Annotated in this window: 16 protein-coding genes and 2 pseudogenes; 11 read left to right on the forward strand and 7 right to left on the reverse strand. The window is 70.3% G+C overall.

The window, feature by feature from the left end:
- Window positions 1-375: 375 nt before the first annotated feature.
- A pseudogene (locus tag ACLQ28_RS21145) lies at window positions 376-720 on the forward strand (dihydrodipicolinate synthase family protein); the annotation flags it as partial.
- A 681-nt stretch (window positions 721-1,401) separates the two neighbouring features.
- Here ACLQ28_RS21145 and ACLQ28_RS21150 read toward each other — a convergent pair.
- Window positions 1,402-1,818: a hypothetical protein gene (locus tag ACLQ28_RS21150; protein ID WP_425688075.1), complete on the reverse strand. Its 417-nt coding sequence runs from the start codon at window positions 1,816-1,818 to the stop codon at window positions 1,402-1,404.
- On the opposite strand from ACLQ28_RS21150, the gene ACLQ28_RS21155 reads away from it, so the two are divergent.
- The 3 genes from ACLQ28_RS21155 to ACLQ28_RS21165 all read left to right on the forward strand — a co-directional run bounded on the left by ACLQ28_RS21155 (window position 1,706) and on the right by ACLQ28_RS21165 (window position 3,893).
- Entirely contained in the window at window positions 1,706-1,939 is a 234-nt protein-coding gene (locus ACLQ28_RS21155) for a zinc finger domain-containing protein (RefSeq protein ID WP_425687998.1), read from the forward strand. The two genes, ACLQ28_RS21150 and ACLQ28_RS21155, sit on opposite strands and share 113 nt — an antisense overlap.
- A 515-nt stretch (window positions 1,940-2,454) precedes the next feature.
- Window positions 2,455-2,604 carry a hypothetical protein gene (locus tag ACLQ28_RS21160; protein ID WP_425687999.1) on the forward strand — a complete coding sequence of 50 codons (150 nt, stop codon included), beginning with the start codon at window positions 2,455-2,457 and terminating at the stop codon, window positions 2,602-2,604.
- Complete coding sequence (locus tag ACLQ28_RS21165; protein WP_425688000.1) at window positions 2,601-3,893, forward strand: MFS transporter; 1,293 nt, start codon at window positions 2,601-2,603, stop codon at window positions 3,891-3,893. Before ACLQ28_RS21160 ends, ACLQ28_RS21165 begins: the two co-directional genes overlap by 4 nt.
- Window positions 3,894-3,967: 74 nt before the next feature.
- Here ACLQ28_RS21165 and ACLQ28_RS21170 read toward each other — a convergent pair whose 3' ends face one another.
- The gene (locus ACLQ28_RS21170; RefSeq protein WP_425688001.1) at window positions 3,968-4,333 is read right to left on the reverse strand and encodes a hypothetical protein; all 366 of its coding nucleotides are present in this window, start codon (window positions 4,331-4,333) and stop codon (window positions 3,968-3,970) included.
- A gap of 23 nt (window positions 4,334-4,356) precedes the next feature.
- On the opposite strand from ACLQ28_RS21170, the gene ACLQ28_RS21175 reads away from it, so the two are divergent.
- Both ACLQ28_RS21175 and ACLQ28_RS21180 read left to right on the forward strand, forming a co-directional pair.
- Window positions 4,357-5,085 carry a sensor histidine kinase gene (locus tag ACLQ28_RS21175; protein ID WP_425688002.1) on the forward strand — a complete coding sequence of 243 codons (729 nt, stop codon included), beginning with the start codon at window positions 4,357-4,359 and terminating at the stop codon, window positions 5,083-5,085.
- A 29-nt stretch (window positions 5,086-5,114) separates the two neighbouring features.
- Window positions 5,115-5,177: pseudogene (locus ACLQ28_RS21180) on the forward strand (hypothetical protein); the annotation flags it as partial.
- A 181-nt stretch (window positions 5,178-5,358) separates the two neighbouring features.
- On the opposite strand, the gene ACLQ28_RS21185 reads toward ACLQ28_RS21180, so the two are convergent.
- A complete protein-coding gene (locus ACLQ28_RS21185) occupies window positions 5,359-6,075 on the reverse strand; it encodes a TetR/AcrR family transcriptional regulator (protein ID WP_425688003.1) in 717 nt (238 codons plus the stop codon).
- Window positions 6,076-6,161: 86 nt separating this feature from the next.
- Here ACLQ28_RS21185 and ACLQ28_RS21190 point away from each other — a divergent pair, with 86 nt between their 5' ends.
- Complete coding sequence (locus ACLQ28_RS21190) at window positions 6,162-7,025, forward strand: NAD(P)H-binding protein (RefSeq protein WP_425688004.1); 864 nt, start codon at window positions 6,162-6,164, stop codon at window positions 7,023-7,025.
- A 61-nt stretch (window positions 7,026-7,086) separates the two neighbouring features.
- Here ACLQ28_RS21190 and ACLQ28_RS21195 read toward each other — a convergent pair whose 3' ends face one another.
- Window positions 7,087-7,713: a TetR/AcrR family transcriptional regulator gene (locus ACLQ28_RS21195; RefSeq protein ID WP_425688005.1), complete on the reverse strand. Its 627-nt coding sequence runs from the start codon at window positions 7,711-7,713 to the stop codon at window positions 7,087-7,089.
- 63 nt (window positions 7,714-7,776) lie between these two features.
- Between ACLQ28_RS21195 and ACLQ28_RS21200 the strand changes: the two genes are divergently transcribed.
- Window positions 7,777-8,937, forward strand: a complete 1,161-nt coding sequence (locus ACLQ28_RS21200; RefSeq protein WP_425688006.1) for an FAD-dependent monooxygenase — start codon at window positions 7,777-7,779, stop codon at window positions 8,935-8,937.
- Here ACLQ28_RS21200 and ACLQ28_RS21205 read toward each other — a convergent pair.
- Window positions 8,884-9,555 (reverse strand): winged helix-turn-helix transcriptional regulator, encoded by a 672-nt coding sequence (locus ACLQ28_RS21205; RefSeq protein WP_425688007.1) that lies wholly within the window; start codon window positions 9,553-9,555, stop codon window positions 8,884-8,886. The two genes, ACLQ28_RS21200 and ACLQ28_RS21205, sit on opposite strands and share 54 nt — an antisense overlap.
- Window positions 9,556-9,662: 107 nt before the next feature.
- Here ACLQ28_RS21205 and ACLQ28_RS21210 point away from each other — a divergent pair, with 107 nt between their 5' ends.
- The 3 genes from ACLQ28_RS21210 to ACLQ28_RS21220 are packed head-to-tail and all read left to right on the forward strand — an operon-like array spanning window position 9,663 to window position 11,213.
- A complete protein-coding gene (locus ACLQ28_RS21210; protein WP_425688008.1) occupies window positions 9,663-10,046 on the forward strand; it encodes a VOC family protein in 384 nt (127 codons plus the stop codon).
- Between the two features lie 39 nt (window positions 10,047-10,085).
- Entirely contained in the window at window positions 10,086-10,592 is a 507-nt protein-coding gene (locus ACLQ28_RS21215) for a hypothetical protein (RefSeq protein WP_425688009.1), read from the forward strand.
- Window positions 10,593-10,637: 45 nt separating this feature from the next.
- Window positions 10,638-11,213, forward strand: a complete 576-nt coding sequence (locus ACLQ28_RS21220; RefSeq protein ID WP_425688010.1) for a maleylpyruvate isomerase N-terminal domain-containing protein — start codon at window positions 10,638-10,640, stop codon at window positions 11,211-11,213.
- 33 nt (window positions 11,214-11,246) lie between these two features.
- On the opposite strand, the gene ACLQ28_RS21225 is transcribed toward ACLQ28_RS21220, so the two are convergent.
- Both ACLQ28_RS21225 and ACLQ28_RS21230 read right to left on the reverse strand, forming a co-directional pair.
- Window positions 11,247-12,710: an aminotransferase class V-fold PLP-dependent enzyme gene (locus tag ACLQ28_RS21225; RefSeq protein WP_425688011.1), complete on the reverse strand. Its 1,464-nt coding sequence runs from the start codon at window positions 12,708-12,710 to the stop codon at window positions 11,247-11,249.
- A complete protein-coding gene (locus tag ACLQ28_RS21230; RefSeq protein WP_425688012.1) occupies window positions 12,700-12,972 on the reverse strand; it encodes an AMP-binding enzyme in 273 nt (90 codons plus the stop codon). The genes ACLQ28_RS21225 and ACLQ28_RS21230 overlap by 11 nt, the downstream gene beginning before the upstream one ends.
- Between the last annotated feature and the right edge of the window lie 111 nt (window positions 12,973-13,083).

The following is a 13,083-nucleotide window of genomic DNA, read 5'->3' on the forward strand; positions in this document are numbered from 1 at the left end:
CCGCGACCAGGGGCACGACGCCGACCGGATACCAGGCGAGGTCGGTCGGGTCGAACTGCACGCCGAGCACCAGCCGGGCCAGCAGGCCGACAGGCTGCGGGCCGACAGGGCGGCCGGGATTCTGGTGATCATCGCTGGTATCGGCTGGTTCTACCTCGCCCGGTCTGGCGACTGGCGCGGCGCGGAGCCCCGGATCCGGATGGGCCACAGCAGCGGCACGTGGCTGAAGGTCAGATCACCGCCGAGCAGGCGAGCGGGCTGGCCGCCGCGCTGCGCACTCTCACCGAAGGAGCACGATCATGATCACCGGGCTCAGCGCCTTCCCCCCCAACCCCGTTCGCTGCGGATGGCGCCGTCGACGAGCGGGCCTTCACCGGCCTGGTGGCTCGCCTGGTCACGGCCGGGGTCGACTCGATCGCGCCGCTCGGGTCGACCGGATCGTACGCCTACTTGCGCCCGGAGGAGCGGGCCGGGCTGGCACGCCTCGCGGTGGAGCACGCCGCCGGTATCCCGGTCATGGTTAGCATCGGCGCGACCCGTACCCGTGATGTGCTCGCCCTTGCCGAGGACGCGCAGAAGGCCGGAGTGTCGGCGGTGTTGCTGGCGCCGGTGTCGTACCAGGCGTTGACCGCCGATGACGTCTACGGCCTGTACGAGGACGTCACCCGGGAGTTGTCCGTGCCGCTGACCGTGTACGACAACCCCGGCACCACCCACTTCACCTTCACCGACCAGCTCTACCAGGCCGTCGCCGGGCTGCCGCACGTGGCCTCGATCAAGATCCCCGGAGTGCCCGCCCACCCCGGCGAGGCGTCGGCGCACGTCGACCGCCTGCGTGCCCTGCTGCCCGCGCACGTCACCCTCGGGGTCTCCGGCGGCGCGTACGGCGCCGCTGGGCTGATCGCCGGCTGCGACGCCTGGTACTCCGTCATCGGCGGCACCCCTGCCCCGGACGGCGCTGGCGATCACCCGCGCCGTGCGATCCGGCGACACCGCCGCTGCCGTGGCCGAGTCGGCCCGGCTGCAGCCGTTGTGGGACCTGTTCGCCCGGCACGGCGGCAGCCTGCGGGTGATCGCGGCGATCGCCGAGCACCTGGGTCTGGTGGCGGCGCCGGCCCTGCCCCGGCCGATCCGCGGGCTGTCCGGCGCCGACCGGACCGAGGTGGTCGACGTCGTCGAACGGCTGGGCCTGACCGGATGAGTTCCGCACTGATCAGGTATGTGGCCAGCCCCCAGTGCCGGCGGTACGCGGTGACGTCGCCGGCCTGCTCCGCGGCGACCAGGTAGCCGGCCCAACTGGCGCGGGCACGACATCGACGCATCCAGCATGCTGAGCTGGCCGTGGTCGCGGCCTTGTCTGTTCGGGCTTGACCTACCCGCGGGACTCAGCCGCCCTGTGTCTCATCGAGTGAAGCCGGCTTCCTGGTCCGCCGCAGCCACTTGATCGTGGAAACGCTGGTGGACCCAACCACGCTCGCCGAGAATCGTCACCTGCGCCCACCGCTTGGAGACCGGGCCGAGCTGGGTGTGGCGGGGCAACGTTCCCAGAAGGCGCTGCGGCTTGCCCCCACCCGAGAGCTTGGCGCTCTCCAGCACATAGATGGCGTCCTGAGTGACCGCCACACACCGGTATTTGACCCAGAAGATCGAAAGGCCGGTGAGGTAAACAATGATGAAGAGTAGGAAGTGGGGCGCGGTCTGGTAGATGAACGCCTGGCGGATCTCGCTGCCTGGGGGCAGAAAAGGTGCTGACCGCTCTACCAGACCCTTCCGCGGCTCGGGGCTTCTGCGGGTGATTCGATCGGGTCTACTCGTCACCTGCAAGTTCCTACCACCTACACGTCGCGCCGCCCCGGCCGGGTCGCCGTGCCGGACAGGCAAGGGCAGGGTGGCCGTCCGGTACCACACCGCCCGCGCAGCCAAGCCGACAACGGTCTGACCGCAGCCACCCCGAATGCTGCCTGGCGCAGAGCGCGACCGGATGGCACTGCAACCGCTACGCCAACCATCACGGTGGCCACGCCTTCGTCATCGAGAACTGGCGACGGCACCAGGTCCGGCCCGTCGACCAACCAAGGGTCGGCGGGCCGGACCTGCGCGTCAGGGCACGGGGTCAGCGTCATGCACCTCGACCAGGCCCAGCAGCCCGGCCCGCACCTCTGCCGACAGTCGGCCCGCGATCCGCCCGGCCAGGGCCTTTCGACTTGGTGCAGCCCTGAGCGCACGACGCGCATCGCGTCCACGGTCGACGGCTCGATCGGCCTTCCGCCAGTAACGCGCTGTCGACCAGCTCGAACCGACGTTCCTTGTCGCCGGTGACAGGCCAGCGGCGGGAGGGTGCGGGCCGCAGGTGCCTTGTGCAGGAGCGAAGGCCCACCGCGCCGGACAGCGGGTTCCGGAAGACCGGTTGGAGCTCGCTTGACAAATGGTCAAGGGTTGTTGACCATTGCTCGCATGCCTGTTGATGATCACCCTGAGCCGTTTCAGGTCACCACTGACGAGCAGCTACGCGCCGTCTCCAATCTCACGCGCCACCGGAACATGGCCGCGCTCCGCTTCCAGCCGTCGACGATCACGCAGATCGTCGAAGGGGGCGCCAAGTGACCTCAGACGCTCAGAAGTTGCCGACCGGGTTCGGACGACTGTGGACCGCGCAGACGGTGTCCTCGCTCGGTGACGGGGTGATGCACGCCGCGCTGCCGCTGCTCGCGTTGACGCTGACGCGGGATCCGATGGCGCTCGCCGTCGTCACGGCGGCCGGGACGCTGCCGTGGCTGCTCTTTGGGGTGCTCGGCGGTGCGTTGGTGGACCGCTGGGACCGCCGCCGCACGATGTGGGTCGCGGACGCGGCGCGTGCGGTGCTGCTCGGGATACCCGCGGCGGCGGCCATGCTCGACGTCCTGAGCGTCCCGCTGCTCGCGGCCGTCGCCTTCCTGCTCGGCCTCGGCGGACTCTTCTTCGACACGGCCGCCACGGCCTATCTGCCGGATCTGCTCCGCCGCGACCCCGCACTCCTGGAGCGCGCCAACTCCCGCTTGCGCGGTGCCCAGACCGCCATGTCCGGCTTCGCGGGGCCGCCCGCGGGCAGTGCGCTGCTCGCGCTCGGTCGGGCGGTTCCGCTGCTCACCGACGCGGTGTCGTTCATGCTCTCCGCACTGCTCGTGCGGTCGCTGCCCGCCATGCCCCGGCCCGTGCCGGAGGTCCGTGAGTCACTGCTTCGGCAAGCGCGGGTCGGGGCCTCGTACGTCTTCCGGGATCGGTTGCTGCTCGGGCTCGCGCTGCGCCCGGCGGTCGGGAACGTCGCCTTCCTCGCTGTGGAGACCGTTCTCGCTCTCTTCGCACACGACCGCCTCGGCATCGACACCTACGGCTTCGGTCTGCTCCTCACGGCGGAGGCCACCGGCGGCCTGCTCGGCGCGGGCATCGCCTCCTACCTTGGCCGACGACTCGGCACCGGCACCGCCATGACCTGTACGGCCGCTGTCGAAGGGCTTGCCATCCTGGGCCTGGCCGCTGCCCCGAACCCGTACGTGGCCGGGCTGGCGCTCGCCGTCTGCGGGGCCGGCATGGGCGCCACGATGGTGCTCGGGCCGTCCCTCCGGCAGGCGATCGTCCCCGCCCACCTGATGGGCCGGGTCGCCTCCACCTCCCGCATGCTGGCCATGTGCGCTGCCCCGTTCGGTGCCTTCCTCGGTGGCTGGCTGGCCACCACGTACGACCTCCGCACTCCGCTCTTCGCCGCGGCCGGTCTCCTCCTCGCCATGACTGCCGTCACGGCGAGCATGACCACCAACCGCCGGATCGAGGCGGCGCTTGGCGCTGCCTCGATCGGCGGTCCTGATCACCCGGAATCCGAGGTTCCCGTACGGGAGGGTGCACCCGCATTGTTGTGAGGTTTGCACGGAAGCTCTGGGGTGGGCGTCGGCGTCAGTTGCTCCAACCGTTGCCGGGAGGCCGGTGAGGGCGATCAGCGTGCCGTGGGGAACGCGGCGCGCAGTGCGGGGCCGCGGGTGATGAAGGCGATTCGGACGATGGGCAGCATGCAGACAACCTGCAGCACGGCGTACCAGGGCGGGCAGACGCCCGGGATCACGTCGACGCCGATGATCGCGATCGGCATGATGACGGTGACGGCGGCCACCCGCTCGAACGCCCGCCGAGATCCCCGGGAAGCGGAGACGGCAAGCTTGTAGATCAGCAGAGCGGCTGCCGGCAGCAGGACCGCCCGGACCCACATGAAGGTATTCACCAGATGACCGCTGCTCGACACCACGATGACGGTCACGAGGGCGACGGCGCTGAGCGCGGCGTAGACCTTGATGCTGCTCGTCATCGTGTCGAAGGCTTGGCCTGGTCGTGGCGTTCGTCTCCGCCCCGTACGCCTGGCGGTGTGTCCAACCGGTGGCCGTGCGCTTCCTGGGCTGCCCGTCTCCCGCATTGGCGCTGGCGGATCGGGTGGACGAGTTGACCGCCCAGCGTGCCGACGCAACTGTCGCCCAGGCTGCCGAGATCCGCCGGATCGAGCGGGACCTGCACGACGGGGCGCAGGCCCGTCTGGTCTCTCTTGGGCTCTCCCTGGCGACCGCCGAGAAGCTGATGGAAACCGACGCCGTCAAGGCCAGGGCACTGATGCGGGATGCGCGAGCCGTTGCCGCCGCGTCATTGACCGAGCTCCGCGACCTCGTCCGAGGCATCAATCCACCGGTGCTGAACGACCGGGGACTCGTTGATGCGGTCAGCGCACTTGCATTGGACAGCCCGCTCGAAGCCGTTGTCAGCGCCGACCTTCGGCTGCGCCTGGACCCGCCGATCGAGTCCGCACTGTATTTCGGAATCGCCGAACTGCTGACCAACGCGGTCAAGCACGCCCACGCGACCCGGGCGCGGATCTCCATCGCCCAGGACGACACCACCATTGTCGTTGATGTCGAAGACGACGGCCGCGGCGGCGCCGGCGACCGACCCGACGGTGGTCTCGCGGGGCTACGCCGTCGCCTCGCGGTCTTCGACGGCACCCTGGAGATCACCAGCCCTGCGGGCGGCCCAACCAGCGTACGGATGATGGTCCCCTGCGAATCGTTGTAGCCGAGGACCTCTACCTCCTACGCGACGGGATGGTCCGCCTTCTCGAAGCGTACGGACACCAGGTGGTGGCGACGGCAACCACCGGAACCGAGACGCTCCAGGCGCTCCTGCGGCATCGGCCGGATGTTGCGGTCGTCGACGTCCGCATGCCGCCGACCCCTGTTCGGCAAACTCGGCATCACCGACGACAACAACAATCGCCGCGTGCTTGCCGTCCTGGCCTACCTGAACAACCCCTGAGTCGCCTCGGCCCCGTCGCGAAGGGCCATCCGGTCACGATGATGAGGTCAGCGAGCGGTTGAGCCACTCCGTCATGAGTGAGCGTTCGGCGTCGGTGAGCCCCGGGAGGTCGGGCACCACCGTGGCAAAGGTGACCGCGATCGCGCTCATGGTCGTGTCGGGTGTCGCCGGAGCGGTCACGAGGATGCTGCTGATTACGGCATCGAACATCGCGTCGCTCAGGCCAGGGTCGCGCTTCTCCGCGGACGTCGCCAGTAGGGCGAGAATGGTTCCGTTGCCGGCGGCGTGAATCATCATGAGTGCGCGCTGCTCGTCCACACGTAGCAGGCCGGCTGCGGCCAGTCGCCGTACGCGCGTGCGCAGCACCTCGATGCCCGCGGCTGTCGCCGGCGACGGCCCGCTGCGCCCCCGAGCACCGATGAGCGCGTACAGCTCAGGATTGGCCAATCCGAACTCGACGTGCACCCGCCATCCGGAGCGCAGGTCCGCTACGGGATCACCGTCGGGGGTCTGCGCCGCAACCGCCTTGGCAGAGACGTAGGTGGCCATGACGTGTTCCGCGACGGCGTCGATCAGGCCGTCCTTGTCACCGAACAAGCGGTAGATGGTGGGCGCCTGCACGCCTGCCGCCTGGGCCACCGCTCGCGTCGTCACCGCGTTCGCACCCTTCTCGCGCAGCAGTTGGCTAGCTGCCTCGACGATGCCGGACCGGACGTCGTCCCGAGATGTCGTGTCCTGTGCCGCAGTCATGAACCAATGCTAACAGCTTCTTGTTATCCTCGCATTACCAGTGCTAACGTCGAGACGATAACGCCGATAGCACAGGAGTGTTCATCATGTTCGTCATCACCGGTGCCACCGGTCAACTCGGATCCCAGATCGTCGACCGGCTGCTCGAGCGGGTTCCCGCCGACACCGTCGGCGTCAGCGTGCGCGACGTCGGTAAGGCCGCGGGCCTCGCCGAGCGCGGCGTACGGGTCCGTGCCGGAGACTTCACCGACCCGACCACGCTGGAATACGCCTTCGAGGGCGCCGACACGGTCCTCGTCGTGTCAGCCGCCATCCGCGGTGGCGCTGCGGTCGACGCGAACCGCGCCGCCATCGACGCCGCTCACGCTGCTGGTGCCAAGCGCATCCTGTACACCAGCCACCAGGCCGCCTCCAGGCAATCGCTGTTCGCTCCCCAACCCACTCACGCCGCGACCGAGGAGTACCTGGCGGGGCTGGGCGTCCCCTTCACCGCACTCCGCAACGGCTTCTACGCGAGCACGCTCAGCTTCGCCATTGGTGCGGCACTCGAAACCGGACAGCTCGTGGCGCCGGCGGACGGTCCAGTCTCCTGGACCGCACACGCCGACCTGGCCGAGGCCGCTGCCATCGCCCTCGCCGAGGACGGCGCACTCGACGGGATCACGCCTGCCCTGACCGCGTCAGAGATGCTCGACCTCGAAGCGGTCGCTGGCGTCCTCACTGACATCACCGGCCGCACCATCAGGCGCGTCGTCGCGGATGACGAGCAGTGGAGGGCGGCCGCCATCGAGCGTGGGATGCCCGCTGCCGCTGCCGACTTCACCCTCGGTATGTACCGTGCGGCCCGCCGAGGAGAGTTCGCCGTCACCGACCCGACGTTGGAGACCCTCATCGGCCACCGTCCGACGTCCGTCCGCTCGGTGCTCGAGGTCATCGCCTCGCAAGCCTGAGAGGCTCGGAGGCCGAACGAGAGCAATCTCTGAGCGGCAGAAAGGCTGTCGGCCGCCCGCTCTAATGGGCGGCCGACAGCCAGGGGCGCAGCGCTGCCGTGACCGCATCGCGCATGCGCCGCTGCAGCTTGCGGGGGTCGTCGAGCGCGCCCGGCTCTTCGAGGAGGACTTGAAGCGCGCCCATCACCGCGCCGAGGAACGCCCCGACCAGGGCGCTCGCCCGCACGGCGTCGAGTTCGTCGGGGAATGCCGCCTGGAGGTGGCGGGCGATCTCAAGTTGCGCGTCGAGCTGGATCTGCAACCCGCGGCCGCGCACGGCCGGAACGGTCTGCATGAGCCGCATCCGCAGCAGCGCGGTGGGGCTCGCCATCTCGGTGCTGTGTTCGTTGACGTCGCGCAACGCCCGGACGAGCAGGTCGGCCGGGCTGTCACCGGACTTGCGGGCGGCGATCGCGGAGACGGCGGCGGCGACGCGCGCGTCGCTCTCGGGGAAGAGCAACTCCTCTTTGCTGGCGAAGTAACTGAAGAACGTCCGAGTGCCGATCTCTGCCGCTTCGGCGATGTCGGCGATTTTCGTGCCTTCGTAGCCGTGGCGCTCGAAGAGGTCGACCGCGGCGTCGACGATGGCCTGCCGGGTCCGTTCGCGTTTGCGCTCGCGCAGGGAGGATTCCGCCATGGTCGGCAGCATACTGCACCCAACGCATGCCAGCACTCATTGCAATTCTGCACTGAGTGCAGATACCCTTCGGACATGACGAGCGTGAAGACCGTGCTGATCTCCGGAGCCGGCGTCGCCGGCCCCACCCTCGCCTATTGGCTGGCCCGCCACGGGTTCCGGCCCACCGTCGTCGAGCAGGCGCAGGGCCTGCGCTCCAGCGGCAGCCCCGTCGACGTGCGCGGGCCCGCCGTCGGAGTCGCCGAGGCGATGGGCATCATGCCGAGGCTCCGCGCTGCGGCGACCGACGTGACCGCCCTGACCTTCGTGGACGACAACGGTCGCCGGGTCGGCGGCATGCGGCTGGGTCAGACGCGCGGGGAGGTGGAGCTGCCCCGCTTCGACCTCGCGACGATCCTCCACGAGGCGGCCCGCGAGGAGGCCGAATACATCTTCTCCGACTCGATCGCCACCCTCGCGCAGGACGACGGCGGCGTCGACGTCACGTTCGAGCGCGCTGCGCCGCGCCGGTTCGACCTGGTCGTCGGCGCCGACGGCCTGCACTCGCGGACGCGCCGGCTCGTATTCGGGGACGAGGGCCGGTTCGTGCGGCACATGGGCGTCTGGATCGCGACCCTGTCCGTCGACGGCCTCGACCTCGCGCCGCACGAGATGTTGATACACAACGCACCCGGCCGTGCTCTCGCGCTGCACCCGAATCGCGGAAATCCGGGCGCAGCGTTCATCTTCCGCGGCCCATGGGAGCCCGGCTTCAACCACCGCGACACCGCCGAGCACAAGCACCTACTCGCGGCTGCCTACTCCGGCGGCGGCTGGCGAACACCCGAGCTCCTTGATCGGGTACGCGCGAGCGACGACCTCTACTTCGACTCGGTGAGCCAGGTCCGGCTGGACCGGTGGTCGGCCGGCCGGGTGGCGCTGCTCGGCGACGCGGCGTCCTGTGTGTCCCTCTTCGGCGAGGGGTCGTCCCTGGCGATGGTGGGCGCGGCGACGCTCGCGGAGTCGCTGGCCGCGACGCCCGGCAACCTCGCGGAGGCACTGCAACGTTACGAGCAGACCCACCGGACGCTGGTCGCGCCGAAGCAGCGCAACGTCGCGCGGGCCGCGTCGCTCCTCGTGCCCGCGACCCGGATCGGAATCACGACCCGCAACGTCGCCACCCGACTGCTGTCGCTGCGACGGCTACGTACCGACCCGGACACCCGGCCGACGACCTCCGGCCCTCATGTCGAGTAGTCGACGCAGCGCGGCGTCTTCTCCGCTGACGACGGCCGCGCCGGTGGTGCGAGCGGTGGCCAGTGAGATGGAGCCGTCGAGCAGGGAGTTGAGCGTCGAAGGGTCGGTGCGTAGGCCGGCGTCGGGGTCGGCTGGTTCGCCGGGTTCGACGTGGACCTGGCCATCCCGGGTGTGGACGGTCCACACCTGGTTGTCGAGCTCGAACCGGTAGGTGGCCGGCGGCGCCTGCGGGTTCGGGTGCCGTGAACCGCGCAGGAACAGCAACACCGAGGTCGCGCTGAGGTGGGCTGGCGCCGGCGGCAGGGGTACGCGTAGGCCCCAGCCGCCGAGGGCCAGCACGATGGGCTCCAGTTCCCGGCCGGACGCGGTGAGGTCGTACACCGTCGAGGCTGCGGGGGGCGGCAGTCGGCGCTGGCGCAGCACGCCATGGCTTTCCAGCTCGCGCAGCCGGTCGGTGAGCATGTTGGAGCTGACCGCGGGCAGTGCCCGGCGCAGGTCGGAGAAGCGCTGCGGCCCGAGGAGCAGTTCACGGACGACGAGCAGCGCCCAGCGTTCCCCGACGACGTCGAGGGCGCGAGCGATCGCGCAGGCGTCGCCGTAGGTGCGGCTGGTCGGCATGCAGGGCTCCATTTCCCACTCGACTCTGGACGTTGAACACTACCGTGTGGTTGTTTTTAACAACCAAGGCCATTACGGTCTGACGAAACAGAGACAGGGAGGAATCCATGGGAATGCCAGTGGTGCATTTCGAGATCATCGGGGCCGACCCGCAGCGGTTGCGGACCTACTACGGCGAACTCTTCGACTGGCAGTTCGACGTGGGGGACGCAGCCGCCGAAGCCGTCTCGGCACCGGGCGCCTACGGGTTCGTCCACCCGCACGACGGCGGAATCCCGGGCGGCGTGGGCGGTGGCGCGGGTTACCCGCACCGGACACTGTTCTACGTCGGGGTGCCCGACGTGGAGGCGGCGCTGCGGCAGGCCGAGCGTCTCGGCGGCACCCGCGTGTCAGGACCCCACCCCAACCGCGACGAGACCCTGGTGGTCGGCTTCTTCACCGACCCCGAAGGACACCTCGTCGGGCTTGCCGCCGCCGGGCAGCCCCGGTGATTTGACCCTCGACCGGGTTGAGGGTCGAGCATCGGCGACATGGACGACCAGCCCACACCCGACCCCACCATGACGCGCATCATCGAAGCGGTGCAGCTCGGCCACTCCGGTTCTCCGGGCCAGGCCCGCGACCTGCTCACCGCACTGTGGGACGAGATCGGCCCCACCGGCGACGCCCTGCACCGCTGCACCCTCGCCCACTACCTCGCCGACCTGCAGGACACCGCCGAGGCCGAGTTGGTGTGGGACGAACGCGCCCTGGCCGCCGTCTCCGACCTGACCGACGACCGCGCCCGGCAATACCATCACGCCCTCCAGGTGCAGGGCTTCCTGCCGTCGCTGCACCTGAACCTGGCCGACGTGCACCGACGGCTGCGCAACACGACCCTGGCCTGGGCACACCTGGCCACCGCGCGGAGCCTCGTCGAACAGTTGCCGGCCGACCAGTACGGCGACCTTGTCCGCGCGGGCATCCAGCACGTCGAGCAGGCTCTGGCGGCGGGTTCGACGGCCCGGCTCGACTCGCATCCCTCGGTGGCTGGCTGACGATCTCAGTTGCGTCACCCCGGTCCGCACTGCGAGGGTCGACGGATGCCAGCGGTGACCAGCGTCGACCTGCTTGAGGCGGCCGACGAGATGACCCAGGTGTTGCTCCCGCACCGGGAGCGCGACTGGTCGGTGCCCGCCGGCACCCTGACCTGGAGCTGCTGGACCACCGCGGCGCACGTCGCGCACGACCTGCTCGGGTACGCCGGCCAGGTCACCGGCCTCCCACAGGACGCCTACCTGCCGTACGACCTGCGGGTCTCCCCCACCGCGAACCCGGCGCAGGTGCTCGCCGTGGTGCACGCCTGCGCCGGCCTGCTCGCCGCCGCTGTCGACACCGCCGCATCGGACGCGCGGGCCTGGCACTGGGGCCCCTGCGACCCGGCCGGCTTCGCCGCGATGGGCGTCGCGGAAACTGTGCTGCACACGTACGACATCACCGTCGGCCTCGGCGTGCCGTGGCAGCCGCCGCAGCGGTTGAGCACGGTGGTGCTGCGACGGCTCTTCCCGGACGCCCCGGACGGCCCAGCACCCGACGTGCTGCTGTGGATGACCGGCCGGGTCGAGCTTCCCGGCCGGGCGAGGCGCACATCCTGGGTTTGGCGGGCCGCAGTCGACTGACTCGTCCCTCAGCCGGCTGCGGCAGGCCGGCGCTCAGCAGCGCATCCGTGGTGCCAGCCGGACGTCGGCGGGACCATCGCGGTCCAGGTAGGTCAACTCGCTGAAGGCCAGGAAGCGTTCCGCGTCGGCCGCGGTGGAGGCCAGGCCGAAGGAGACGCGCACCGCACCGCCGGTCGGCAGCCCCAGCGCGGCGAGATGCTGGTCGATCGTGTCGACGTGCGCGAGGTTCGTACGGCGCAGCAGTCCAGGGTTGATCCCGAAGGCGGCCTCGGCCGAGCCCGGATTGCAGAAGCAACCGGTACGCAGGGCGAATCCGGCGGCCGAGGATTCGAGTGCGACGAGCCGCTCGTCGACGAGTGTGCCGTCCGGGTAGCGGAAGTTGAACGCCACGGTGCCACCCCGGGCGTCGCCCGTCGACGGCCCGTAGATCCGGACCAGCGGCTGACCGTTGCGGTGCCGCAACGCCGTCAGACGCGCCAGCAGCCAGGCGGTGAGCAGGCCGACCCGGGTGTGGACGAGGTCCACGCCGATCGAATCGAGCCAGCGCAGCCCGAACTCCACATCGGGGATGCTGAGGAAGTTGAGCGTGCCGTCCTCGAACCCCGTCTCGTCTCCCATCGGCTGGTGCCAGTCACCCTGGACACTGACCGCCCGGATGGTGCCACCCGCGAACCAGGGGCGACGCAGCCGGGTCAGCGCGGCACGCCGGGCGAGCAGCGCCCCCACGCCCGTCGGGTAGCCAAAGAGCTTGTACCAGCTCAGGCAGACGAAATCGGGTCGCACGACGCTCAGGTCCAGCCGGTTCGTCGGGGCGAACGCGGCGGCGTCGAGCAGCACGTCGTAACCGTGTTGCTGGGCCAGGTCCACCCACCCGAGCGGATGCTGCACGCCGGTGAAGTTGCTCTGCGCCGGGTACGCGAAGAGCCCCACCGGGCCCGATCGCCGCGACCAGGGACGGCCTCCAAACGCGGCCAGCGCGGCGAGCACGTCGGCTTCGGCCACCCGCAGGTCGGGGCCGGCTGGCGGCACGTAGCGGACCGGCGCTCGGGCCGCGCGAGCGTACTCCCGGATGCCGTTGACCGAGTTGTGGTTGTCCCAGGTCAGCACGAGCGGCCGGCCCCGACCGAAGCCGTACGCCTCGCCCACCAGGCGGCATGCGCCAGTGGCGTTGGGCGTGAAGATCACCGCGTACTCGGCCGGGTCGGCGCGGAAGAAGTCGAGCACCGCCCGCCGGGCCGAGGCGACCAGCCCACCGGTCGCCTCGGAGGTGAGGTTCTCCGAGTGCGGGTTGCTGTAGAGGGCCGAGAGCAACCGGTCGTGATGGGCGACGACCTGTGCCTGTGCGGCCACCCCGGCCCCCGTGTAGTCGAGGTAGACGCGGCCGTCACGGTCGAGGTGCCGGTATTCCGTGGCGCGCAACTCGTCGATCCGGGCCGTGCTCGCGTAGGCGGCGGTCGCGGGGAGCCGCGCCGAGGACTCCCGAGGCTCATCCGCCATGTCGAGTGTGGACCCACTGGCTCAGGGCACGCCTGCCGAGTTTGCCGTTGGGCAAAGTGGACAAAGACTCCACCGGCTCGAACACGGTGGGCACGGCCACGGCGGGCAGCCGGTCGAGCAGGTGCGCGCGCAGGGCCTTCTGATCCACCGATTCGGTGCAGACAACGTATGCGACACCCCGATAGGGGACGGCGACGCCAGCGAGAAGCACCGCCGGGTGGGCCATCAGGGCGTGCTCGATCTCGGCCGGCTCGATACGCATCCCACCAATTTTAAGCTGCTCGTCAACGCGTCCGTGGTACCGCAGCAGGCCGTCGTCGCCCATGCTGACCCGGTCGCCGGTGCGGTACCCCGGCCCCCCGGACACCACCCC

This window comes from Micromonospora sp. DT201 (assembly GCF_049841575.1).
Lineage (GTDB): Bacteria > Actinomycetota > Actinomycetes > Mycobacteriales > Micromonosporaceae > Micromonospora.

Coding starts and splice junctions, on each gene's coding strand:
- ACLQ28_RS21155 (WP_425687998.1), top strand. CDS start 1,706: ATGAACGCCTGGCGGATCTCGCTGCCTGGGGGCAGAAAAGGTGCTGAC.
- ACLQ28_RS21160 (WP_425687999.1), top strand. CDS start 2,455: ATGCCTGTTGATGATCACCCTGAGCCGTTTCAGGTCACCACTGACGAG.
- ACLQ28_RS21170 (WP_425688001.1), bottom strand. CDS start 4,333: ATGACGAGCAGCATCAAGGTCTACGCCGCGCTCAGCGCCGTCGCCCTC.
- ACLQ28_RS21185 (WP_425688003.1), bottom strand. CDS start 6,075: ATGACTGCGGCACAGGACACGACATCTCGGGACGACGTCCGGTCCGGC.
- ACLQ28_RS21190 (WP_425688004.1), top strand. CDS start 6,162: ATGTTCGTCATCACCGGTGCCACCGGTCAACTCGGATCCCAGATCGTC.
- ACLQ28_RS21195 (WP_425688005.1), bottom strand. CDS start 7,713: ATGCTGCCGACCATGGCGGAATCCTCCCTGCGCGAGCGCAAACGCGAA.
- ACLQ28_RS21200 (WP_425688006.1), top strand. CDS start 7,777: ATGACGAGCGTGAAGACCGTGCTGATCTCCGGAGCCGGCGTCGCCGGC.
- ACLQ28_RS21205 (WP_425688007.1), bottom strand. CDS start 9,555: ATGCCGACCAGCCGCACCTACGGCGACGCCTGCGCGATCGCTCGCGCC.
- ACLQ28_RS21210 (WP_425688008.1), top strand. CDS start 9,663: ATGGGAATGCCAGTGGTGCATTTCGAGATCATCGGGGCCGACCCGCAG.
- ACLQ28_RS21215 (WP_425688009.1), top strand. CDS start 10,086: ATGGACGACCAGCCCACACCCGACCCCACCATGACGCGCATCATCGAA.
- ACLQ28_RS21220 (WP_425688010.1), top strand. CDS start 10,638: ATGCCAGCGGTGACCAGCGTCGACCTGCTTGAGGCGGCCGACGAGATG.
- ACLQ28_RS21225 (WP_425688011.1), bottom strand. CDS start 12,710: ATGGCGGATGAGCCTCGGGAGTCCTCGGCGCGGCTCCCCGCGACCGCC.
- ACLQ28_RS21230 (WP_425688012.1), bottom strand. CDS start 12,972: ATGCGTATCGAGCCGGCCGAGATCGAGCACGCCCTGATGGCCCACCCG.